Origin of the sequence: Agreia sp. Leaf283, assembly GCF_001422485.1 — a bacterium.
Lineage (GTDB): Bacteria > Actinomycetota > Actinomycetes > Actinomycetales > Microbacteriaceae > Agreia.
Genome location: NZ_LMNF01000002.1, coordinates 334932 through 357994, shown reverse-complemented (window position 1 = coordinate 357994; position 23063 = coordinate 334932). Strand labels below are relative to the sequence as shown.

Here is a 23063-nt window from a genome sequence, read left to right as displayed (position 1 = left end):
CGCGTTCTTGACGAAGCAACGCGCTTTGGTTACTAGGGCAGTACGACGACCTGAGCACCGAACACCAGGCCGGCGCCGAAGCCGATCTGCAGGGCGAGTCCGCCAGAAAGCTCGGGGTTCTCCTCGAGCAGTCGGTGGGTTGCCAACGGAATGGACGCCGCCGAGGTGTTGCCGGTGGTGGCGATGTCCCGTGCGATGGCGACGGATTCGGGAAGCTTGAGCTGCTTCGCGAACTCGTCGACGATGCGCATGTTCGCCTGGTGGGGAATGAACGCCGCGAGGTCTGCGCTCGTGATGCCCGCGGCATCCAAAGCGCGCTGAGCGACCTTCGCCATCTCCCAGACGGCCCAGCGGAAGACCGTGGCGCCCTCCTGGCGCATGGTCGGCCACACGTCGATCTCGCCGTCGCGGAACTGCGCGTGGGTTCCCGTCATGTAGATCGTGTCCCACTTCGAGCCGTCGGAGCCCCAGATGCTGGGGGAGATGCCAGCGAAGTCGCTCGGTCCCACGATGGCCGCGCCGGCGCCGTCGCCGAGGAGGAACGAGATCGACCGGTCGGCCGGATCGATGAACTCCGAGAGCTTCTCCGCTCCCACCACGAGCACGTACTCGGCAAGCCCTGCCCGGATGAGCGAGTCGGCCTGGGCGATGCCGTACGTGTATCCGGCGCACGCCGCCTCGATGTCGTAGGCGGCAGCAGGATTGGCTCCGACGCGCTCCGCGAGGAGCGACGAGATCGACGGGGTGACCACCGGGTTGCTGATCGTGGCGACGATGACGGCACCGATCTGCTGGGGGTCGATTCCGGCGCGCTCGATGGCCTCGAGGGCTGCGGTCGTCGCGAGGTCGACGGCCAGCACGTCTTTGCCCGCTCGGCGGCGCTCGATGATTCCGGTGCGCTGCCTGATCCACTCGTCGGACGAGTCGATCGGACCGACGAGGTCGTCGTTGGGCACGACGTTCTCGCCGCGGGCCGCACCCACGCTGTGGATGCGCGTGAACTCGCTGCCGCGGTTCTGCTTGAGAGGGGCGTGCTTCATGTCGTCTCCGGGACTGTCGAATCGGGTGTCGTGCTCACGCGGCGCCGTCGAGCAGCGCGAAGGCCGCCTCGAGGTCGTCGGGTGTTTTGACCGCCACGGTGGGTGTGCCGCGAAGGCCTCGCTTGGCGAGGCCGGTGAGTGCGCCCGCGGGCGCGACCTCGATGATGCCGGTGACGCCGGAGTCGGCGAAGGCCTGCATGTCCAGATCCCAGCGCACGGGCGAGGAGACCTGACCGACCAGAAGATCGACGAACTGTCGGCCGCTCGTGACGACGCTGCCGTCCCTGTTCGTCCAGAGGGTCGTCGTCGGGTCGGCGGGCTCGAGTCTCGACGCGACCTCGGTGAGGGTCGCCACGGCCGGCGTCATGTACCGGGTGTGGAACGCGCCCGCGACCTGGAGCGGGATGACCCGGGCCTTGGCGGGAGGGTCGGCCGCGAGGGCGGCAAGCGCCTCGGGCTCGCCGGCGACGACGATCTGCCCTGCGCCGTTGAAGTTGGCCGGCTGGAGTCCGAGCGACTCGAGGCGGGCGAGGAGCTCCTCTTCGTCGGCTCCGATGACGGCGCTCATGCCGGTGGTCGTCTCTGCTGCGGCCGCGGCCATCGCGAGCCCGCGCTGGCGAACGAACGCCATCGCATCCGTCTCGCTGAGCACCCCGGCGCCCGCGGCGGCCGTGATCTCACCGACGGAGTGTCCGGCGATACCGCCGATGCGAGTCTTGCGACCGTCGGCGAACAGGGCGCGCAGGGTCAGGATGCCGGCGGCGACGATCAGAGGCTGGGCGACCGCGGTGTCGCGAATCGTGTCGGCGTCGCTCGTGGTGCCGTGGGCGACGAGGTCGAGACCTGCGGCTTCTCCCAGTTCGTCGAGATGTTCGCGGTAGCCCGGAACATCGAGCCAGGGGGAGAGGAAGCCGGGGGTTTGCGAGCCCTGGCCGGGACAGACGATGACGATCACTAGATCATCCTCCCAAGAGTTGAGCCGAAAGGTGTGTCGAGATCACACCAACAATGACGAGAACTGCTGTCGAAAGGGTACAGAGGCATCACTTGCGACTGATGGCGCCGTCGTGATCGTGCATGGTGCCGAGGATGAGCGCCGACTGCAGGATCAGGGCTTCACGCGCTCCCGTCGCGTCCCACCCGATCACCTGGGACACCCGCTTGAGGCGGTAGCGCACGGTGTTCGGGTGCACATACAGCTCACGCGCGGTCGCCTCGAGCGAACGGCCGTTGTCGAGGTAGCACCACAGAGTCGCCATGAGTTCGGGCGACTGGTCCTGCAGGGGGCGATACACCCTGTTGACCAGGGTCGAGCGCGCCAGAGGGTCGCCGGCCAGCGCCCGCTCGGGAAGCAGGTCGTCTGCGAGTGCGGGGCGCGGTGCGTTGCGCCAGGCCCGGGCCACGGCGAACCCGGCGAGTGCCGCCTTCGCGCTGCGGGATGCGTCGACCAGGCTCGGCACCTCGTGTCCGAGCACGAGATGGCCGGGACCGAATCCCGGCTCGAGGGCACGGGCGATGTCCATGAAGCTCAGGGTCGGTTCCGTCGCCTGCTCAGCACCATCGCGTTCATCGGTGCCGGCTGCAGCCGCGGGAGACGCGCTGCCGGGAGCTGGGATCGACCGACCGATCACCAGAACGAGTCGGTTGCCCTGAACTCCGATCAGCACGTCGGCCTGCAGGTGCCGAGCCGTGCGGCGGAGCTGATCGACGTCGAGCACACGCGGGGTAGTGCCGACGAGAACGCTCACCTCGCCGTGACCGTGCCAGCCGAGGGCCGCGATCCGAGACGGGAGCTCGTCGTCGTACTCGCCGCTCAGGATGGAGTCGACGACCAGGGCCTCGAGTCTCGCGTCCCAGAGTCCGCGTGCCTCGGCCGCCCGGGCGTACACGTCGGCGGAGGCGAACGCGATCTCGCGCGAGTAGAGGAGGATGGCCTCGCGCAGCGAGGCATCCGCGCCCTTGACCCTGTCTTCGACGACCTCGACGACGACCCTGATCAGCTGCAGGGTCTGCTGCAGCGTGACCGATCTCAGCAGCTCGCGGGGGGCGGAGCCGAAGACGTCCGATGCGATCCAGGTGGTCGTCGAGGGATCCTCGTACCACTGGATGAACGACTTGATGCCGGCCTGGGCCACGAGCCCGACCGCGCTGCGCCGCCCTGGCGGCATGTCGCCGTACCAGGGCAGCGTCGCGTCGAGTCGCTTGATCGTGGCCGTCGCGAGCTCGCCCGAGATCGTGCGGAGCCACGCGAGTGTCTCCGCCTTACTCTTGGCCATGCTCGCGCACCCCTGCGATCGGTGTGCCTGATCTGTTCACGGAACGGTTCGGCTGACTCGCGTTCGTCAGCTCTCTCCGCCGGCCGAACCCGAGGTTCCGGCCGTGACGTCGTAGAGACGGTACTTCTCGATCGCCCAGGCGGGGGCGGATGCGTCGACCTCGCCCTTCGCGGCGAGCTGCTCGAGCGTGCGCACCACGACCGACGGTCCGTCGATCTTGAAGAAGCGACGCGCGGCGGGTCGGGTGTCGGAGAAGCCGAAGTCGTCGGCACCGAGGGTCGCGTACTCGCCGGGAACGAACTGCCTGATCTGGTCGGGCACGGCGTGCATGTAGTCGGTCACCGCGACGAAGGGGCCGGCCGCGTCGGCCAGCTTCGTCGTGACGTAGGCGGTCTGCTTCGGGGCGTTGGGGTTGAGGAAGTTGTGCTCCTCGGCCTTCAGCCCGTCGCGGCGCAGCTCGGTCCACGAGGTCACGCTCCACACATCGGCGGAGACGCCCCAGTCGTCGGCGAGCAGCTGCTGGGCTTCGAGTGCCCACGGAACGGCCACACCCGAGGCGAGGATGTTCGCCTTGGGGCCTTCGACCGTGCCGTCCTTCAGCTTGTAGATGCCGCGCACGACGCCGTCGACGTCGAGCCCCTCGGGCTCGGCCGGCTGCACGTGCGGCTCGTTGTAGACCGTCAGGTAGTACATGACGTTCGGGTCGCTGTGCGCGCCGCCGTACATGCGCTCGAGGCCGTCGCGAACGATGTGGTTGATCTCGTAGCCGTAGGCCGCGTCGTACGACACGACGGCAGGGTTCGTGGATGCCAGCAGGAGCGAGTGGCCGTCGGCGTGCTGAAGGCCCTCGCCCGTCAGCGTGGTGCGTCCGGCCGTCGCGCCGATCACGAATCCGCGAGCCATCTGGTCTCCGGCTGCCCACAGAGCATCGCCCGTGCGCTGGAATCCGAACATCGAGTAGAAGACGTAGACCGGGATGAGGGGCTCACCCTGGGTCGAGTACGACGTTCCCACGGCGGTGAACGCGGCCAGCGCGCCGGCCTCGTTGATGCCGACATGGATGATCGTTCCCTGAGGGCTCTCCTTATAGGCGAGCAGCAGGTCGCGGTCGACCGAGGTGTAGTTCTGACCGTTCGGGTTGTAGATCTTCGAAGTCGGGAAGAACGCGTCGAGGCCGAAGGTGCGTGCCTCGTCGGGAATGATCGGCACGATGCGGTGTCCGAAGCCCTTGGCCCTCGTGAGGTCCTTGAGCAGTCGCACGAACGCCATGGTCGTCGCGATCTCCTGCGTTCCCGAGCCCTTCTTCAGGGTCTGGTAAGCCGAGTCGTCGGGCAGGGCGAACTGCTCGTACTTCGAGCGGCGCTCCGGCAGGTAGCCGCCGAGCTCGCGCCGACGCTCGTGCAGGTACTCGATCGCCTCGTCGCCTTCGGCCGGCTTGTAGTACGGCGGCAGGTACGGGTTCTCCTCGAGCTGGGCATCGGTGATCGGGATGCGCAGCTCGTCGCGGAACGCCTTGAGGTTGTCGAGCGTCATCTTCTTCATCTGGTGGGTCGCGTTGCGGCCCTCGAAGCTCTTGCCCAGTCCGTAGCCCTTGATGGTGTGGGCGAGGATGACGGTGGGCTGGCCCTTGTGCTCGGATGCCGCCTTGAACGCGGCGTAGACCTTGCGGTAGTCATGACCGCCGCGCTTGAGGTTCCACACGTCGTCGTCGGTGTATCCCTCGACGAGCTTGAGCGCGCGCGGGTCGCGACCGAAGAAGTTCTCGCGCACGTAGGCGCCGTCTTCGGTCTTGTACGTCTGGAAGTCGCCATCCGGCGTCGTGTTCATGAGGTTGAGCAGAGCGCCGTCGGTGTCGTTGGCGAGCAGCGAGTCCCACTCGCGGCCCCAGATGACCTTGATGACGTTCCAGCCTGCACCGCGGAAGAAGCTCTCGAGCTCCTGGATGATCTTTCCGTTACCGCGAACCGGGCCGTCGAGGCGCTGGAGGTTGCAGTTGATGACGAAGTTGAGGTTGTCGAGGCCCTCGTTCGCGGCGACCTGCAGCTGGCCGCGGCTCTCGACCTCGTCCATCTCGCCATCGCCGAGGAATGCCCAGACCTGCTGCTCGGAGGCGTCTTTGATGCCCCGGTTGCTGATGTACTTGCCGAGCTGCGCCTGGTAGATCGCGTTGATCGGTCCGAGACCCATCGACACGGTGGGGAACTGCCAGAAGTCGGGCATCAGACGCGGGTGCGGGTATGACGAGAGTCCTCCGCCCACGTGCGACTTCTCCTGTCGGAAGCCATCGAGCTGGTTCTCGCCGAGGCGACCCTCGAGGAAGGCGCGGGCGTAGGTGCCGGGGGAGGCGTGGCCCTGCACGAAGATCTGGTCGCCGCCGGACGCGTGGTCCTGGCCGCGGAAGAAGTGGTTGAAGCCGACCTCGTACAGAGCGGCGCTCGACGCGTAGGTCGAGATGTGGCCGCCGACGGCGATGCCGGGACGCTGCGCGCGGTGCACGAGCACGGCGGCGTTCCACCGGATCCAGGCGCGGTAGCGACGCTCGATCTCTTCATTGCCAGGGAAGGCCGGCTCGTTCTCGGGGGCGATCGTGTTGATGTAGTCCGTGGTGGGAACCATCGGAACACCGAGATGCAGTTCCTTGCTTCGCTTCAGCAGGCTCAGCATGATCTCGCGCGCACGCCCGTGGCCGTGAGCCGCAACCAGCTGGTCGAGCGACTCGTTCCACTCCGCGGTTTCGTCGGGATCGGAATCGTTCGAATTAACCGAGTACGGGTCCTGGTCGTTGACAGTCAACGTCGACCTCTTTCTGTGGGTGACAGATTTTCTAGTGCCGGTGCGTGCCTGTGCCCGGATTCGTGTCCGGGGGTCAGCGATGCGCGCCACCCTCCAGCCTAGTGAATGTTCCTGCCCGTCTGGCCGCGTCGACGGTTGGTACTCCTGTGGATCAGGCGTAAGATCGGCGAAGTTCAGCGATCGGGCATCCTTAGTCGGGGCCCACAAGGCGTCCATCCCCGCTCGCGAAAGGAAACAAGTACCCTCATGGCTTTGGAGAACGACACCCGCGCTCCCGACTTCGATCTCGCCAACCAGTACGGCGAACGAATCCGGTTGAGCCAGTTCCGAGGCAAGAAGGCTGTCGCCCTCGTCTTCTTCCCCCTGGCATTCTCGGGAACGTGCACCAGTGAGCTCTGTGCTCTCGAAGAGAACCTCAACCTCTTCAAAGACAACGACGTCGAGCTTCTCGGCATCTCGGTCGACTCCAAGTCCGCACTGCGGTCATGGGCCGAGGTGCAGGGCTACGACTTCACCCTCCTTGCGGACTTCTGGCCCCACGGCGCTGTCGCCAAGGAGTATGGAGTGTTCCTCGAAGGCAAGGGCTTCGCCAACCGCGCGACCTTCCTCATCGACATCGACGGCATCATCCGCGAGAGCTTCATCACCGCCCCCGGCGAGGCCCGGTCGATCGAGGCGTATCGAGCGGCACTCGACGAGATGCGGTCGGTCGCGGTCTGAGCCGACGCATGCCCGCATGGACAGAGCACGTCATCTGGTGGCACGTCTACCCGCTGGGTTTCGTGGGGGCCGACACGACCTCGAACCCGCACGATCCGGTTCAGCACCGCCTCGGTGACGTTCTCCCGTGGCTCGACGACATCGTCGATCTGGGCGCGAACGGACTCGCCCTCGGGCCGATCTTCGACTCCGAGACGCACGGCTACGACACGATCGACCATCTCTCGCTCGATCCCCGTCTCGGCGACGAGGCCGACTTCGATCAGCTCGTCGCGGCGTGTCGCGAACGCGGCATTCGAGTCCTGCTCGACGGCGTGTTCAACCACGTCGCACGCAGCAACCCCCTCTGGCAGGCGGCCGTCGCCGCAGGGCCCGGGTCCGCCGAGGCGGCGTGGTTCCGCCTCGCGGCCGAGCAGACGCCGGGCGGTGAACTGAAGCCGGCCGTCTTTGAGGGCCACGGCCATCTCGTGGAACTCGACCTCGCGCATCCACCAGTCGCCGACTACGTGACCCGGGTCATGCGGCACTGGCTCGACCGTGGGGCCGACGGGTGGCGCCTCGACGCCGCGTACGCGGTGGCTCCGGATGCCTGGCGGCCGATCCTCGACGCCGTCCGGTCGACGCATCCTGACGTCTGGATCGTCGGAGAGGTGATCCACGGGGACTACGCGCAGATCGTCGATGAGTCCGGCATGAATTCCGTGACCCAGTACGAGCTGTGGAAGGCGATCTGGAACTCGCTGAACGAGAAGAACTTCTTCGAGCTCGCCTGGTCGCTGGAACGCCACCAAGAGTTCGTGGAGCATTTCTTGCCCCTCACTTTCGTGGGAAACCACGATGTGACCCGCATCGCGTCTCTCGTGTCCGACCGCCGGCATGCGCTGCTCGCGCACGCGCTGCTGTTCTTCCTGCCCGGCGTGCCCAGCGTCTACTACGGCGACGAGCGCGGGCTGACCGGCGTGAAAGAGGATCGGGCCGGCGGAGACGACGCGGTGAGGCCGCGTGCCGACCGCGATGCCCCCGAATGGCAGCGCAACGACGTCTTCGCCCTGCACCAGAGCCTGATCGCCTTCCGACGCCAGCACGCATGGCTGCACGACGCCCGCGTCGAGGTGCAGGAGTTGGCGAACGAAACCCTTCTGCTCGAGGCAACGGCCCGCTCGGGCGACGCACGCGCGGCGCTTGCGCTCAATCTGACCGATGAAGCGGTGACTCTGCGCGGCACGCACGTTCCGGCCCATGGATACGCGCTCGTCGACTAGGCCCTGAGTTCGGGGCCAGCCCTGAGTTCCGGGATGGGCCCGCCGCCGTGTAATCTGTAGTCCGCACGAGATCTCGACTTCGCTCGTGATGCAGGGGCCTTTAGCTCAGTTGGTAGAGCGCCACGTTTACACCGTGGATGTCATCGGTTCGAGCCCGGTAGGGCCCACCCCTCAGAAGAATCCGCTCTCCGCGTGGTCTTGGGTTCACCAGGCACGTGCTCGTTCTTACTCAGCCACAAGAGCGACCGTATCGCCGAAAGGGCCCGTGAACTCGACCGTGATTGGTCGAGCGGCGGGGGCCGAGGCGAGGGCGAATTCGGTGGCGTACGCGATGCCGACGGTGTCGCAGACGCCCTCCGGGTTGGGCACGACGAAGTCGAAGGTGACGGCGTAGGTGCTCTCGCCATCGAAGCTGAACGCTGTCGGTTGGGTGATGCAGTGACCGTCCACTCTGCTGATGGTCAGGGTCGTTCCATCTTCTGACAGCTCCACGATGGGCTGCTGCATCCTGCCGAAGCGATTAAAATCTGCAGGCCCCTCGCTGTGCGGCGGCATCTCATCGCTCCTCATTGGTGCGACTGCAGTCGTTGCGGCAGGCGTGGGGGAGGAGGTGCAGGCCGTCGAAGCAAAGAGTGCAACAAGCAGTACGAAGGCCGCCGATGCCAGACGGGGTGCGCGACGTCGCAGGTTCTCGCCGAGGTCAGTCATGGGTGAACTCTCCGATCTGAGTTGTTCCGTCCGAGTCGTACAGGGGGAGTGAGGAGCCGCTGGCGGCGTCTGCCGGCGCGCCCGTGATGCCGTCCGTCGCACCTGTGGCCGAGTTCGCGACGACGGTGACGACTGCTCGTTCGAGGTCGCTGCGCCGGATGTAGCCGGTTGCGCCGTCGGCACTCCTTACGGCGATGAGATCTGGGGGCCCGGTCTCGCTGATCGCGCCGTAGCTCTCCCCGTTTCCGTTCGTGGCCCACTCCGAACCGGTGGACGTGGAGTAGGCAGCCAAGACAGTCCAGTTGCTCTCGGGGGGTGCGGTGACGATCAGGGCGCCGTCGCTCGCATCGGTGAGGGGGATGACGTCGTAGACGAAGTCCGGCTGCGCATCGCTGCCGGTGAGGTCGTCGGCTGCGCAGCTCACGACGGTTCCCCCGGGAAGGCCGAGGTATCCAGGGGTGAGGCAGTGCAGAGAGACGACGATGCCGTTCGCGTCGTCGGGCGCGGGACCCAGGTGCACGGTTTCGGTGCCGGCATAGGTGCCCGTGACGAAGGAGCTCACCGGTGTGACCTGGGTACCTCCAGGCAGCACGAGCACGCCCGTTGCGGCGGCGGTCGCGGTGCTCGCAAGCAGAGTGAAGGCGGCGATGACTCTGCCGAGAACCCACCGGCGGTGTCGGCGGCGGTCATAAGTCGGGGCATCGACGTGGGTGACGAGTGCTTGGCGGAACGCCTTCGCGAAGCTGTCACTCATCTGCGGGGCGGTCATGATGCGTCTCCTAGGGAGGACTGGAGGTAGAGCGCGAGGGTGGGATGCCCGAGGTACCGGCGCAATGCTGCACGGGCGCGATGCAACCGGGTGCGGGTGGCTCCGGCTGACAGACCGAGGATCGGGGCGGCGGACGACACGGTGTAGCCCTCGATCATGACCAGCGTCACGAGTTGCAGATCGATCGATGAGAGCTGGGCCAGTGCGCCGGCGAGCTGCGTGTCGGCCACAACATCGTTCAGAGCTTCGTCCTCGGCCGAGCGGTGGTGGCTCTCGTGGGGAAGTGAGTCCAGAAGGGCCCGGTACCGGCTCCTGCCTCGGTTGAGGTTGCGCGCGGAATTGGTGGCCGTGACCAGCAGCCACGGCAGCACCGAACCGTCGACGACCCGCACCGACGAGCGGCACCGCCACAATTCGAGGAAGGCGATCGCCGTAGCGTCCTCGGCTTCGCTCGCGTCGACCAGCAGACGGTACGAGTGCCGATACACGCGAGCCCTGTGCAGGTCGAAGATCGATCCGAACGCGGAACCGTCGCCCGACAGACCGCGCTGCCACAGGGCGGTTTCATCGATGCTGGTTGCGTCCACACTTCATAGTGTCCGCACAGCCTCAAAACGTTACGTCGCGACACCGATCACGAGTCACTCGGCCGATCGCGCTGCCTGGTCTGACGTGCGGAGACGCGTCACGCCCGCAGCAGCTCGGGAAGCGTCGCGAGCGTCTGCAGCATGCGGCTCTCGGACTCGACGTCGCCCGCGGCCGCGTAGAGTGCCGCGGCTTCTTCAAGGCGGAGTCGCGCCTGCAGGCCGTAGCCGTCTTTGATTGCGTGACCGGCGAGCAGGGTGGCCGCGCGAGCGCACCAGATGCGGTCGTGCTGCTCGTCTGACGAGGTGCGCAGCACCTGGGCGAGGGCCTGGCCGCCCGATCGATCGGCGTCGTCGAATTCGTCGGTGGCCGTGCTGTAGAGCCGTTCGCGCAGCGATTCGAGCACGGCGTCGAACGGTGTCTGGGTGTCGCCCAGCGACGACGATCGCGCGCCTGTGCCCGACACCGTCTCGAGGCGCCAGACACCCGACGCGGCGGTGAGCCGAACGGAGTAGGGCGCGACGACGTCGAACTCGATCGACTGCTCGCCTGTTCGCTGCCAGGCGAGGTGGGCCGCGTTCTCGGCCGCCCAGCGCATCAGGGCGTCGACTGCCTGCGCGTCGTTGGTCATGTGTGTTCTCCCGTGGTCGGTCCCGGGAATCGACCATAGCGAGGGCCGCCGACATCCGGTCGTTGCGACACTGCGGCAAGCAGTCGCCGGCGGCGTCGGACTCAGAGGATCGCACAGGCACCGCGCCGGTAGGCTGGGCTCGTGATGCACACGCTCCAGGATGTCGAGGCCGCCGTCGAACGACTCTGGCCGACGCGGTTCGCCGAGGACTGGGATCGTCCGGGACTGACCACGGGCGATGCGACGGCTTCAGCCATGCGCATTCACCTCGCCGTCGATGCCGTGGCCGAGACGGTCGCAGAAGCTCTCGAACTCGGGGCGGACGTTCTCTTCGTTCACCACCCGCTGCTGCTCAGGGGAGTGACGTCCATCTCGACGGATCGGTACAAGGGCGCACTGCTCACCGACCTCATCCGCGGCGGGTGCGCTCTCGTCGCCGCCCATACGAATGCCGACATCGTCGACGACGGCACCTCGTCGGTGATCGCGAAGCGTCTCGCACTCGTGCAGTCCACGCCCATCGTCGCCGGCGAACGCCCCGGAACCGGCCTCGGCCGCGTGGGAGACCTGGCGGAGCCGACGACCCTCGGTCGACTCGCGCTCGCCCTCGGCGAGATCCTCCCGGCAACCGCCACAGGCATCCGGGTGGCGGGCGATTACGACCAGCGGATCTCTCGCGTGGCCCTGTGCGCGGGCGCCGGCGATTCCCTGCTGGCCGATCCCGCGGTCACCTCCGCCGACGTGTACATCACGAGCGATCTGCGCCACCATCCCGCGTCGGAGTCGAGGCAGCAGTCGATGCTGTCGACCGGTCCTGCGCTGATCGACGTGTCGCACTGGGCCAGCGAGTGGCTCTGGCTCGAGTCCGCCGCGTCCTCCCTGCGTGCGGAGCTGCCGCAGGCCACGATCACCGTCAGCGAGCTCCGCACCGATCCGTGGGACTTCGTCGTCACCCAATGACCCCCAGATCTCGCCGTTGCACGGCGATGAACACCGTTTGCCCAGGAAGGCACCCATGAAGGCACCGATCGCCGAGCAGCTCGCACTGCTCGATCTGCAGGCCGCAGACACCCGACTCGACCAGCTCGCGCACACCGTGAAGACGCTGCCCCAGTCGCTGGCACTCGCCGAGCTCGCCAAAGACGTCGCCCGCTCCCGAGCACTCTCCGCGTCCATCCGCGGCGAACTCGAAGACACGAAGGTCGAGATCGGCCGGGTGGAATCCGACGTCGAGATCGTGGCGGCACGCATCGCCCGAGACCGGGAACGGCTCGCGATCAGTTCGTCGCCGAAGGACATCCAGGGCCTCGAGCACGAACTCGCGTCGCTCCTCAAGCGGCAATCCGACCTCGAGGACATCGAGCTCACCGTCATGGAGCGGCAGGAGGAGATCGACGCCCGATTCCAGGCCGCGTCCGCTCGCCTCGACGAGCTCCTGGTGACAGAGAAGGAGCTCGTGGCCGACCGCGACGACAAGCTCGAACAGATCAACGCGGAGATCGCACTCGTCACGGAGCGACGAAACCGTATCGCGTCGTCGATCAGCGCAGAGCTCGTTGCTCTCTACGACAAGCAGCGGTCGAGATACGGCATCGGCGCCGCGTTGCTCACGCGGGGAGTCTCCGGCGGCAGCCACGTCAAACTTCACGAATCCGACCTGGCCGTCATCCGGGCCGCGGCTCCCGACGATGTCGTGCTCGACCCCGACAGCAGCTGCATCCTCATCCGCACGGAGGAGTCCGGCCTGTGATCGGCGCCGCAGTTCTGCCGTAGACTTCGAGTCGAATGGGTCGGTGAGACGGTCGCGTCAGTCACGCATCTTCGGATGCTCGGCTGCCGAGGAACGTCCGGGCTCCACAGAGCAGGACGGTGGGTAACACCCACCCGGGGCAACCCGCGAGACAGTGCCACAGAGAACAGACCGCCGCAGGCTCAGCCTTGCGGTAAGGGTGAAACGGTGGTGTAAGAGACCACCAGGGGCCAGGGTGACCTGGTCTGCTTGGTAAACCTCGTCCGGAGCAAGGTCAGACAGGGAACGTTCGAGACGGCTCGTCGAGTTCCCGGGTAGACCGCTGGAGGGCTGCGGCAACGTAGTCCCGAGATAGATGGCCGTCACGGATCCGCGGTATCGCGAATCCGGACAGAACCCGGCGTACGGCCGGCCCATTCACTCCCTCGCCCGCGGGCGTTGCCGCCCGCGCCGCCCTACAGGGCGGCTGCGGGGTGGCCGTCGGGCGAGCCGTCGGCTCCCGCGGTCACGCGGGGCTGGGATGCGAGTGCCGCGGATCCGAGGATGCCCGCGTTGTTGCGCAGCACGGCCGGCACGATCTCCGTCGTGAGGTCGAGCAGCGGCAGGAACTCCTGGTAGCTCTTCGAGACACCGCCGCCCACGATGAAGAGGTCGGGCGAGAGCAGCTTCTCGAGCTCCGTGTAGTACTTCTGCAGGCGCTCCGCCCACTTCGACCACGACAGGTCCTCGCGCTCCTTCGCAGAGTACGCCGCCTTCAGCTCGTAGTCGCCCCCGTCGATCTGCAGGTGACCGAGCTCGGCGTTGGGCACGAGCACTCCGTTGTAGATGATCGCCGTGCCGATGCCCGTGCCGAGCGTCGTCATCATGATCAATCCGGAGCGGTCTTTGGCCGCGCCGAATCGCACCTCCGCGTAGCCGGCGGCATCCGCGTCGTTGACGAAGAAGATGTCGCGACCCAGCGCGTCCTCGAACAGCTTCTCGGCCTCGAGGCCGATCCACTTCTTCGAGACGTTGGCGGCCGACATGGTGCGCCCGTTGCGCACGACGGCGGGGAAGCAGATGCCGATCGGCGCGTCCTGCGGGGCGTCGGTCAGCTTTTCGAGGATCTTCGTGACGGTTCCGACGATGTCTTTGGGCTTGCCGCCCTCGGGCGTCGACAGCTTCACTCGGTCGCTGAGCAGCTCACCCGAGTCGAGGTCGACGATCGCCCCCTTGATTCCCGTGCCGCCGATATCGATGCCGATGGCCACGTTGGATGCGGAAGGGGTGCTCATGATCGGTCTCCTCGAACTATCACCGTCGACGCGTCCGGCGCGCCTGTGCGTTTCCTACCGAGCCTAGGGCAGTCGCGCCGCCCGCGCCGCAGTCGCCTGTGGGCCTAGGATCTGAAGTAGCCGAAGCATCGACCGTCGGAGGTCGGCGCGATATCCCGGGAGTTGACATGTCGGAAGACGCCTCGAAGCAGTACTGGTACAACATGAAGACCGGCAAGGTCGAGCACGGCTACGAGTCCTCGGTGGTCGACCGCGTCGGCCCGTTCGCCACAGAACTCGAGGCGTCGCACGCACTCGAGAAGCTGCGCGCGAACAGTGCGAAATGGGCCGAGGAAGAGGCCGACGAGCAGCGCTGAGCTACTCGTAGGAGTTTTCCGGACCCGGGTAGCTGCGGTCGGCGACGTCTGAGCGGAACTGCGACACGGCATCCGTCAGCACCCCGCGAAGGTCGGCGTACTGCTTCACGAACTTCGGGATGCGTCCGCTCGTGAACCCGGCGAAGTCGGTCCATACGAGGAGCTGGCCGTCGACATGCGGACCGGCCCCGACTCCGATGGTCGGAATGCGCAGTCTCTCGGTGACCAGACGGGCGGCCTCGCTCGGAACCATCTCGAGAACGACGGCGAACGCGCCGGCCTCTTCGACGGCGAGGGCATCGGCCATCAGCTGGTCGAGACCGGCTCCACGGCCCTGGATGATGTGTCCGCCGAGGCCGTGTTCGCTCTGCGGCGTGAAGCCGATATGGGCCATCACCGGGATGCCGGCGCCGACGATGCGTCTGATCTGCTCGACGCTGCGCACGCCGCCCTCGAGCTTCACGGCGTGGGCGTGCGTCTCCTTCATAAAACGAACCGCCGTATGGAGTGCCTCGAGCGGACCGCTCTCGTAGGAGCCGAACGGCATGTCGGCGACGACGAACGCGCGGCTGACGGCCAGGGCGACCGCGCGGGTCAGGGGGATCAATTCGTCGACGGTCACCGGCAGGGTGGTGTCGTACCCGAAGACCGTGTTGCCGGCGGAGTCGCCGACCAGGAGGAAGTCGATGCCGGCCTCGTCGAAGATGCGGGCGGAGAGCTGGTCGTAGCTCGTCAGGCCCGTGATCGGCGTGCCCGACTCCTTCGCATTCTGAAAGTGGCGCGTACGCACGCGCTTCGGCACAGCGGGGGGCATGGACGGTGGCGTCTCTGACATCGTTCCAGTCTACTGACGCTCATACCGAGACACTCTGCTCCGGCGACCGGGCGTGAACGGCGATCACTGTATCGTGTGGCTGACTCGATAGTGACGGTGATGTGAAGTGATAGGTACCAATCGACTGCGGCTGCGGCTGCCGCTCGTCGCCCTCGTAGTGGGAATGACGCTCGCCTTCGGCGCGCCGGGAATCGCCAGCGCGGCCGAGGGCGACGGATGTCCGGAGATCGCGGGAAGCGGTGCCGACTGCGGTGTGCTCACGGTGCCGGAGAACCGGAACAATCCCGCGAGCCGGACCATCGACATCCCTTATGCCGTTATACCCGCCAGTGTGCAGCCGGCCACGGGGACACCGGTCATCGCGCTCGCGCCGGGCCTCGGAGAGTCGGCGGAGTCACTGGGGCGGCACCTGTCTCGCGATCTCGGCTTCGGAACCCACCGCGACATCGTCGTGCTCGAACAGCGCGGGGGACAGGCGTCCACTCCGAACCTCGACTGCCCCGGCGTCACGCGCACCTGGGTCGACGCATTCACCTCGACCGACGACTCCCTGAAGGCGGAGGGCACCGCTGTGGGCCTCGAGCTCGGAGACTGCTTGGCCGAGTTCGCGGAGTCCGGCGGAGACGCGAACGGCTACACCATCGCCCAGACCGCGGCCGACGTCATCGACCTGCGGAACACCCTGCAGATTCCCGCGTGGACGCTCTTCGGCTCGGGCTGGTCCTCGAAGGTGATGTCCGCGGTGGCCGCGTTCGACGCTGCGGGCAGCGATGCCGTGCTCCTCGACTCACTGAGCCCCGCGGCGGCCGACATCAAGGGGGAGGCGTATGCGGCGCTCACCGCTTCGCTCGCCGAGCTGTCCACGCGATCCGGCGACGAGGGCACCGACTACGCGAAGACCGTGGCAGAACTCGCCGCGGGCTTCGATGACGATCCCTTCACGGGCCCGGTGACCAACCCGTTCACCGGCAAGCAGCGTTTCGTCGAGCTCGACGGAAGCGACTTCGTGAGCCTGGTGCAGCAGCTGCTCACCGACCCCGCCGTGACCAGCACACTGCCGCTGCTGTTCGACCGGCTTGAGGACGGCGACTCGGGCGCATTGGCTCCCTACGTCGTGCTGGGCGCGGATGCGCTCGGTTCGGTCGACTGGGGACAGTACCTCGTCTCGACCTGCCTCGATCAGAAGGCGAACTGGTCGCCCGACCCCGTCGCCCCCGAGGCGGCAGCGCCGGCCGAGGGCGAAGAGCCCGTCGTGCCGGTCGACCCGCCGCTGCTCGTCACCTATTCGCTGGCCGATGCGGCGTGCGCGCAGGCCGGCATCGCTGCGGCAGGAACGGAGCTGAGGGTAGCCCCCTCCTTCACCCAGCCCACGCTGGTGCTCGCCGGCTCCAACGATCCGATCTCGTCGGCCGCGTCGGCGCAGGCGGCTACGGCATCCATCCCCGGCAGCCAGTTCGTGTCGTTCACCGGAGCGGGACACCGGGTCGTCGACACGAGTGCGTGCGCCGCGAAGACCGCAGCGGCGTGGCTCGACAAGCCGGGCGACGATGTGGCCGCGGTGTGCGACCACGACGATGCGATCACCCCGATCGTGACGGCCTCGTCTCTTCACGAGACCTCGCGTGCCGCATCAGTGGTTCGAGCCGTCGACGACCTCAACTGGTTCGAGCTGCTCATTCCTCTTATCTTCTTGGGCTTCTGCGCCCTCTGGCTGGTGGGATGGATCATCACGATCATCGTGCGGGGCATCCAGCGCGAGCGACTCGGCCTCCTCATCGCGTCGGGCATCTCGCCCGTCACGGGCCTCGTCTTCGGCGCGGTCGCCGTGCTGGGCATGCAGTCGGCGATGTCCGCGCAGCCCGCCCTGGCCCTCGTGGGTGTGCCCTCCTACTTCCCGTACCTCGGCATCCTGCTCGCGGTGGGGCTCTTCGCCCTGATCGTCGTGTGGAAGCTCGGGAGCAGGGGAGCAGCGCTCCTCGCCTCCGCCGGTGTGCTCGTCTGGCTCGGCATGCTGGCGTGGTTCGCCTGGATCGTCCTCGTTCCGAGTTGACCGATTCGATCAGGGGTCGTGCACTAACCTGTAACTGGTTGAAAGACCCCGTTCGAAAGAGAGTGCACATAGATGGATAAGCAGCGTGACTTCGTTCTTCGCACCATTGAGGAACGCGGCATCAAATTCATCCGCCTCTGGTTCACCGACGTGGTCGGCACGCTGAAGTCGGTCGCGATCGCGCCTGCCGAGGTCGAGGGCGCGTTCGCCGAGGGCCTGGGATTCGACGGCTCTGCCATCGAGGGACTGACGCGATCGTACGAGGCCGATGTTCTCGCTCATCCCGACCCCACCACCTTCCAGATCCTTCCGTGGCGGGGCGAGATCGACCCGACGGCCCGCATGTTCTGCGACATCACGACGCCCGACGGGCTGCCCGCCGTGGCAGATCCTCGCAATGTTCTGAAGCGCACCCTCGCGAAGGCCGCCGATCGCGGATTCACGTTCTACACGCATCCCGAGATCGAGTTCTACCTCCTCAAGTCGTCTCAGTACGGCGCCGACGGCCCCGAGCCCGTCGACTCTGCCGGCTACTTCGACAACGTTCCCGGAGGAACCGCCCACGACTTCCGTCGTCGCTCGGTTCGCATGCTCGAAGATCTGGGCATCTCGGTCGAGTTCAGCCACCACGAGGCGGGCCCGGGCCAGAACGAGATCGACCTCCGGTACGCCGACGCTCTCACCACCGCCGACAACATCATGACGTTCCGCACGGTCATCAAGGAGGTGGCCATCGAACAGGGCGTCTACGCCACGTTCATGCCCAAGCCCCTCGCCGGACATCCGGGATCGGGAATGCACACCCACCTCTCGCTCTTCGAGGGCGACGGCAATGCGTTCTACGAGGCCGGTGCCGAGTACCAGTTGTCGAAGATCGGCCGCCAGTTCATCGCCGGATTGCTTCACCACGCGCCTGAGATCACCGCTGTGACCAACCAGTTCGTGAACTCGTACAAGCGTCTCTGGGGCGGCGACGAGGCGCCGAGCTTCGTGTGCTGGGGCCACAACAACCGGTCCGCTCTCGTGCGCGTGCCCCTCTACAAGCCCAACAAGGGCCAGAGCTCGCGCATCGAGTACCGCGCCATCGACTCGGCCGCCAACCCGTATCTCGCGTACTCGCTGCTGCTCGCGGCGGGTATGAAGGGTATCGAGGAGGGGTACGAGCTGCCGCCCGAGGCAGAAGACAACGTGTGGAGCCTCAGCGAGGCCGAGCGTAGGGCCCTGGGCTACAACCCGCTGCCGGCCAGCCTCGACCGGGCCATCACCCTCATGGAGGGCTCGGAGCTGGTTGCAGAGACGCTGGGCGAGCACGTCTTCGACTACGTGCTCCGCAACAAGCGGCAGGAGTGGCAGGCGTACCGCGCCCAGGTGACGCCGTTCGAGCTCAAGAGCAACCTGGAAATGCTCTAACCCCAGTCACTGCACGGCAGTGCGGCGAGGTCGCCGCGCTGCCTGCCGGAGGACCATGCGCGAGACGAGATCACTCACCTATCTGGCCCGTCTGGGTTTCGCCGATCTCGAGTGGGCCGACGAGCAGCTGCACGTCGTCGCTACCCTGGCCGGCCTCGAGGTCGACGACCTCATCGCCGCCATTCCCTCGGCGGCCGACCCCGATCAGGCGCTCGGCTGTCTGGCCCACCTTCTGCGGCGGTCGCCCGACCATGTCGTCCCGATTCTTGCCGACGAACGCTACCGCCTCCGGCTGATCCGGGTTCTCGGCGCATCCAAGGGACTCGGCGATTTCTTCGCCCGGCATCCATCCGAGCTCGACGTCCTCGTCGATCCACGCCTGCAGCTCCCCACGGCAGACGACTCCCGCTCGGCCCTTCTCGAATCCGTGGGCTCCGTCGACGGGTTCGCGTCGGCATCCGGCGAACAGGCCTGGACCGCCCTGCGCGTGCGGTATCGCGGTCTGCTCGCCCGGGTGGCCGCCTACGACATCGAGCAGTCCGACCCCGTGGCCGGACTCGACCGCATCGCGGCCGTGCTCGCCGACCTGGCCGCCGGAGCTCTCGAGGCATCGCTCTCCGTGGCGCGCACGACCCTGTCGACGAAGGGCCTCGGACTCTGGTTCTTCGACCGCGACAGTGTGTCTCAGACCCGGCTCGCGATCATCGGCATGGGCAAGGCCGGAGCGCGCGAACTCAACTACGTGAGCGACGTCGATGTCATCTTCGTCGGCGAGGGCGAGCCCGACAGCGAGCTGCCGCCGGAGCGAGCGATCGAGATCGCCACCCGGCTCGCGATGCTGACCATGAGGGGCATCTACGAGTCGGGCCTGGAACCGGGCCTGTGGGAGGTCGACCCGAACCTTCGTCCCGAAGGTAAAGACGGGGCGCTCGTGCGCTCGCTCGAGTCGCACGTCGCGTATTACGACCGCTGGGCCAAGAGCTGGGAGTTCCAGGCTCTTCTCAAGGCGCGACCGTTGGCGGGAGACGCGGAGCTCGGCCGGCAGTACGTCGCTGCGATGGCGCCCCGCGTGTGGTCGAGCGCATCCCGCGAAGGGTTCGTCGAGTCGGCGCAGAAGATGCGCGAGCGCGTGACCCAGCACATTCCGGCCGACGATGTGCACTACCAGATCAAGCTCGGGCCCGGCGGCCTGCGCGATATCGAGTTCACCGTTCAGCTGCTGCAGCTCGTGCACGGACAGAACGACGACGAGATCCACCAGCCGGGCACCATCGCGGCACTGACCGCCCTCGCGGATCGCGGCTACATCGGCCGCGCAGAACAGGTCGAGTTCGCCGAGGACTACCGGATTCTGCGGCTTCTGGAGCACAGACTTCAGCTTCGCTTCCTGAAACGCACCCACCTGATGCCGCGCGACGAGCCGGGCCAGCGCGTGCTCGCCAGGGCCACCGACCTCGAGCCCTCCGCCGCACAGCTGATCGAACGCTGGAACGGCATCAAGCACCGCGTCCGCAACCTTCACGTGCGCCTGTTCTACCGCCCGCTGCTCGCGGCCGTCGCCGGGCTCTCCGCCGACGACGTGGCGCTCACCAGCCAGCAGGCCGAGGCACGGCTCGCGGCCATCGGCTTCCTCGACCCCAGGGGTGCACTGAAACACATCGAGGCGATGACCTCGGGCGTGTCCCGCAAGGCCAGCATCCAGCGGCATCTGCTCCCGGTCATGCTCCAGTGGTTCGCCGACGGAGCCGACCCCGACTACGGGCTGCTCGCGTTCCGGCGTCTCAGCGACTCCCTCGGCGACACGTACTGGTTCCTGCGGATGCTGCGCGACTCGTCGGGAGCAGCAGCGCGGCTCACCCACGTTCTGTCCGCCTCACGCTACGTCGGGCAGCTGCTGCAGGGCATACCGGAGGCGGCCGCCTGGCTGGAGAACGAAGAGGAGCTCCGACCCCGGCCGTACGCGCTGCTCGACGAAGAGATGCGCGCGATCATCTCGCGTCACGAGACGCCGGATGCCGCGGCCGGCGCCCTGCGCGCCGCTCGCCGTCGTGAGGTGCTGCGGCTCGCCATCTCCTCCATCCTCGGAATCATCACGGTCGACGAGCTCGCCCACGGACTGACGGACGTCACGACAGTGCTGCTGACGGGCATCGTGTCCGTGGTGCGGCAGTCCTCCGCGGCGCAGGGCGGAGACGGCATCGAGTTCGCCATCATCGGCATGGGCAGGCTGGGTGGTCGGGAGGTCGGATTCGGGTCCGACACCGACGTGATGTACGTCTACCGCCCCGTGTCGGTCGAGAACGAGGTGGCCGCCTCCGCCGCTCGGGCCATCGTCACCGAGATCAAGCGCCTCACCGAAGACAACCGGCTTCCCCTCGACATCGACATCGATCTGCGGCCCGAGGGCAAGAACGGCGCGATCGTGCGCTCCCTCGAGTCGTACAGGGCGTACTACGCCCGCTGGTCTCTCACCTGGGAGGCGCAGGCGCTGCTCCGGGCGCGCGGGCTCACCGGCGATGAGGCGCTCGTCAGGGACTTCGAGCAGCTCGCCGATACGGTGCGTTTCCCCGCCGACATCGCCGAGAAGGAGGTGCGCGAGGTCAAGAGGATCAAGGCTCGGGTCGAGAACGAACGCCTGCCCCAGGGAACCGATCCGCTCAGGCACCTCAAGCTGGGTCGAGGCAGCCTCAGCGATGTCGAGTGGCTCGTTCAGCTGACCCAGCTGCAGTGGGGGAGCAAGGTGCCCAGCCTGCGCACGACGTCGACGCTCGAGGCTTTAGATGCGGCCGTCGCGGCCGACCTCGTGAGCGGCACCGACGCATCCGTTCTTCGTGCGGCCTGGGTGTTCGCGTCACGGGCCCGTTCGGCCGTGACCCTGTGGGCGAACAAGAGCTCCGACGTGCTTCCGAGCGATCGCAAGGCGCTCGAGGGTATTGCCCGGCTGCTGGAGTACCCGCCGGGATCGGCGACCATGCTGGAGGAGGACTATCTCGGGGTCACCCGCCGAGCACGGGCCGTCTTCGAAAGACTCTTCTACGGCTCCTGACGCGCCGCAGACGAAAGACGCTGCAGACGACAGAGAGGGCCGCACCCTCCGAGGAGGATGCGGCCCTGTCTGTCGTGAGCTCAGCGCCTAGACGCCGTAGTACAGCTCGAACTCGAACGGGTGCGGACGCTGCTGGAGCGGCTTGATCTCGTTCTCGCGCTTGTAGCTGATCCAGTTCTCGATCAGGTCGATCGTGAACACGTTGCCCTGGAGCAGGAACTCGTGGTCGGCCTCGAGCGCGTCGAGTGCCTCACCGAGCGACGCGGGGCCCTGCGGGATGAGCTTGGCCTCTTCGGGCGGCAGCTCGTACAGGTCCTTGTCGACGGGCTCGTGGGGCTCGATGCGGTTGACGATTCCGTCGAGACCAGCCATGAGCTGGGCCGCGAACGCCAGGTACGGGTTGCCCGAGGCATCCGGCGTGCGGAACTCGATGCGCTTGGCCTTCGGGTTCGTGCCCGTGATCGGGATGCGGATCGACGCCGAGCGGTTTCCGGCCGAGTAGACCAGGTTGACCGGGGCTTCGAAGCCGGGGACGAGGCGGTGGTAGCTGTTGACCGACGGGTTCGTGAACGCGTAGACGGCGGGGGCGTGAGCCAGGATTCCACCGATGTACCAGCGAGCGATGTCGCTCAGTCCGCCGTAGCCGGCCTCGTCATAGAACAGCGGCGCGCCGTCGTTCCAGAGGGACTGGTGCGTGTGCATGCCGGAGCCGTTGTCTCCGAAGAGCGGCTTGGGCATGAACGTCGCCGTCTTGCCCCAGCGCTCGGCCACGTTCTTGACGATGTACTTGAACTTCAGGATGTCGTCGGCCGCGTGGACCATGGTGTCGAACTTGTAGTTGATCTCGCCCTGGCCCGCAGTGCCGACCTCGTGGTGACCGCGCTCGACCTCGAGACCGGCAGCCATCAGTTCGAGCACGATGTCATCGCGCAGGTCGGCGTGCTTGTCGACCGGGCTGACGGGGAAGTAGCCGCCCTTGTAGGGGGTCTTGTTGGCGAGGTTTCCGCCTTCTTCCGTGCGGCCGGAGTTCCAGGCCGCCTCGTCGGAGTCGACCGAGTAGGAGCTGGAGTGCTGGTTCACCTCGTACTTGACGTCGTCGAAGATGTAGAACTCGGCCTCGGGAGCGAAGAACGCGGTGTCGGCGATGCCGGTCGACGCGAGGTACTTCTCGGCCTTCTTGGCCACCTGGCGCGGGTCGCGGTGGTAGATCTCACCGTTGCGCGGGTTGTAGATGTCGAAGATCATGATCAGCGTGCGGTTGACGCGGAACGGGTCGATGTAGGCCGTCGAGACGTCGGGGATGATCTGCATGTCCGACTCGTGGATCGAGGCGAAACCGCGGATCGACGATCCGTCGAACATCTGCCCGACGGTGAAGAACGACTCGTCTACCGTGGAGGCGGGGATAGTGATGTGCTGCTGGACACCGGGAAGGTCGGTGAACCGAATATCAAGGAACTTTACGTCCGTGTCCTTGATGAACTTGAGCACCTCGGAAGAATCACTGAACATGTGAGAGACTCCAAATGGCTTGGTACAGAGGAACAGCTGCGAACGC

The 23063-nt window shown here is 66.9% G+C and carries 19 protein-coding genes, 1 tRNA gene and 1 other RNA gene; 10 read left to right on the top strand and 11 right to left on the bottom strand.

Features of this window, described 5'->3' with window-relative positions:
* Positions 1-32: 32 nt before the first annotated feature.
* The 4 genes from ASF51_RS10600 to aceE form a co-directional block, all read right to left on the bottom strand.
* Positions 33-1040, bottom strand: coding sequence for a beta-ketoacyl-ACP synthase III (locus tag ASF51_RS10600; protein WP_055929069.1), 1008 nt, complete (start codon positions 1038-1040; stop codon positions 33-35).
* A 34-nt stretch (positions 1041-1074) separates the two neighbouring features.
* On the bottom strand, positions 1075-1995 hold the full coding sequence (locus ASF51_RS10595; RefSeq protein ID WP_055929066.1) for an ACP S-malonyltransferase: 921 nt from the start codon (positions 1993-1995) through the stop codon (positions 1075-1077).
* A gap of 88 nt (positions 1996-2083) precedes the next feature.
* Complete coding sequence (locus tag ASF51_RS10590) at positions 2084-3316, bottom strand: CdaR family transcriptional regulator (protein ID WP_055929063.1); 1233 nt, start codon at positions 3314-3316, stop codon at positions 2084-2086.
* 66 nt (positions 3317-3382) lie between these two features.
* Positions 3383-6109 (bottom strand): pyruvate dehydrogenase (acetyl-transferring), homodimeric type, encoded by a 2727-nt coding sequence (gene aceE, locus ASF51_RS10585; RefSeq protein WP_055929061.1) that lies wholly within the window; start codon positions 6107-6109, stop codon positions 3383-3385.
* 246 nt (positions 6110-6355) lie between these two features.
* Between aceE and ASF51_RS10580 the strand changes: the two genes are divergently transcribed.
* The 3 genes from ASF51_RS10580 to ASF51_RS10570 all read left to right on the top strand — a co-directional run bounded on the left by ASF51_RS10580 (position 6356) and on the right by ASF51_RS10570 (position 8258).
* Complete coding sequence (locus tag ASF51_RS10580) at positions 6356-6829, top strand: peroxiredoxin (RefSeq protein ID WP_055929058.1); 474 nt, start codon at positions 6356-6358, stop codon at positions 6827-6829.
* Between the two features lie 8 nt (positions 6830-6837).
* Positions 6838-8091, top strand: a complete 1254-nt coding sequence (locus tag ASF51_RS10575; RefSeq protein ID WP_055929055.1) for an alpha-amylase family glycosyl hydrolase — start codon at positions 6838-6840, stop codon at positions 8089-8091.
* 94 nt (positions 8092-8185) lie between these two features.
* Positions 8186-8258, top strand: a tRNA-Val gene (locus ASF51_RS10570).
* 58 nt (positions 8259-8316) lie between these two features.
* Here ASF51_RS10570 and ASF51_RS10565 read toward each other — a convergent pair.
* The 4 genes from ASF51_RS10565 to ASF51_RS10550 form a co-directional block, all read right to left on the bottom strand.
* Positions 8317-8646 (bottom strand): hypothetical protein, encoded by a 330-nt coding sequence (locus ASF51_RS10565; RefSeq protein WP_157412105.1) that lies wholly within the window; start codon positions 8644-8646, stop codon positions 8317-8319.
* 145 nt (positions 8647-8791) lie between these two features.
* On the bottom strand, positions 8792-9568 hold the full coding sequence (locus tag ASF51_RS10560; protein ID WP_055929050.1) for a hypothetical protein: 777 nt from the start codon (positions 9566-9568) through the stop codon (positions 8792-8794).
* Positions 9565-10155 carry an RNA polymerase sigma factor gene (locus ASF51_RS10555; RefSeq protein ID WP_055929047.1) on the bottom strand — a complete coding sequence of 197 codons (591 nt, stop codon included), beginning with the start codon at positions 10153-10155 and terminating at the stop codon, positions 9565-9567. The genes ASF51_RS10560 and ASF51_RS10555 overlap by 4 nt, the downstream gene beginning before the upstream one ends.
* A gap of 98 nt (positions 10156-10253) precedes the next feature.
* Complete coding sequence (locus tag ASF51_RS10550; RefSeq protein WP_055929044.1) at positions 10254-10784, bottom strand: hypothetical protein; 531 nt, start codon at positions 10782-10784, stop codon at positions 10254-10256.
* Between the two features lie 141 nt (positions 10785-10925).
* Here ASF51_RS10550 and ASF51_RS10545 point away from each other — a divergent pair, with 141 nt between their 5' ends.
* The 3 genes from ASF51_RS10545 to rnpB all read left to right on the top strand — a co-directional run bounded on the left by ASF51_RS10545 (position 10926) and on the right by rnpB (position 12955).
* Positions 10926-11744 (top strand): Nif3-like dinuclear metal center hexameric protein, encoded by an 819-nt coding sequence (locus tag ASF51_RS10545; protein ID WP_157412104.1) that lies wholly within the window; start codon positions 10926-10928, stop codon positions 11742-11744.
* A gap of 55 nt (positions 11745-11799) precedes the next feature.
* On the top strand, positions 11800-12534 hold the full coding sequence (locus tag ASF51_RS10540; protein WP_055929038.1) for a zinc ribbon domain-containing protein: 735 nt from the start codon (positions 11800-11802) through the stop codon (positions 12532-12534).
* A gap of 35 nt (positions 12535-12569) precedes the next feature.
* An RNA gene (gene rnpB / locus ASF51_RS13635) (RNase P RNA component class A) lies at positions 12570-12955 on the top strand.
* A gap of 34 nt (positions 12956-12989) precedes the next feature.
* Here the strand turns inward: rnpB and ppgK are convergent.
* Complete coding sequence (ppgK, locus tag ASF51_RS10535; RefSeq protein ID WP_055929036.1) at positions 12990-13808, bottom strand: polyphosphate--glucose phosphotransferase; 819 nt, start codon at positions 13806-13808, stop codon at positions 12990-12992.
* Positions 13809-13975: 167 nt separating this feature from the next.
* On the opposite strand from ppgK, the gene ASF51_RS10530 reads away from it, so the two are divergent.
* Positions 13976-14164 (top strand): hypothetical protein, encoded by a 189-nt coding sequence (locus tag ASF51_RS10530; protein ID WP_055929032.1) that lies wholly within the window; start codon positions 13976-13978, stop codon positions 14162-14164.
* 1 nt (position 14165) lies between these two features.
* Here ASF51_RS10530 and panB read toward each other — a convergent pair whose 3' ends face one another.
* The gene (gene panB, locus ASF51_RS10525; protein ID WP_055929028.1) at positions 14166-14999 is read right to left on the bottom strand and encodes a 3-methyl-2-oxobutanoate hydroxymethyltransferase; all 834 of its coding nucleotides are present in this window, start codon (positions 14997-14999) and stop codon (positions 14166-14168) included.
* Between the two features lie 106 nt (positions 15000-15105).
* On the opposite strand from panB, the gene ASF51_RS10520 reads away from it, so the two are divergent.
* The 3 genes from ASF51_RS10520 to ASF51_RS10510 all read left to right on the top strand — a co-directional run bounded on the left by ASF51_RS10520 (position 15106) and on the right by ASF51_RS10510 (position 21505).
* Complete coding sequence (locus tag ASF51_RS10520) at positions 15106-17049, top strand: alpha/beta fold hydrolase (RefSeq protein WP_157412103.1); 1944 nt, start codon at positions 15106-15108, stop codon at positions 17047-17049.
* A 72-nt stretch (positions 17050-17121) separates the two neighbouring features.
* The gene (locus ASF51_RS10515; protein WP_055929022.1) at positions 17122-18459 is read left to right on the top strand and encodes a glutamine synthetase family protein; all 1338 of its coding nucleotides are present in this window, start codon (positions 17122-17124) and stop codon (positions 18457-18459) included.
* Between the two features lie 55 nt (positions 18460-18514).
* Positions 18515-21505, top strand: a complete 2991-nt coding sequence (locus ASF51_RS10510; protein WP_055929019.1) for a bifunctional [glutamine synthetase] adenylyltransferase/[glutamine synthetase]-adenylyl-L-tyrosine phosphorylase — start codon at positions 18515-18517, stop codon at positions 21503-21505.
* Positions 21506-21592: 87 nt separating this feature from the next.
* Here ASF51_RS10510 and glnA read toward each other — a convergent pair whose 3' ends face one another.
* Positions 21593-23017, bottom strand: coding sequence for a type I glutamate--ammonia ligase (glnA, locus tag ASF51_RS10505; protein WP_055929015.1), 1425 nt, complete (start codon positions 23015-23017; stop codon positions 21593-21595).
* Positions 23018-23063: the final 46 nt, after the last annotated feature.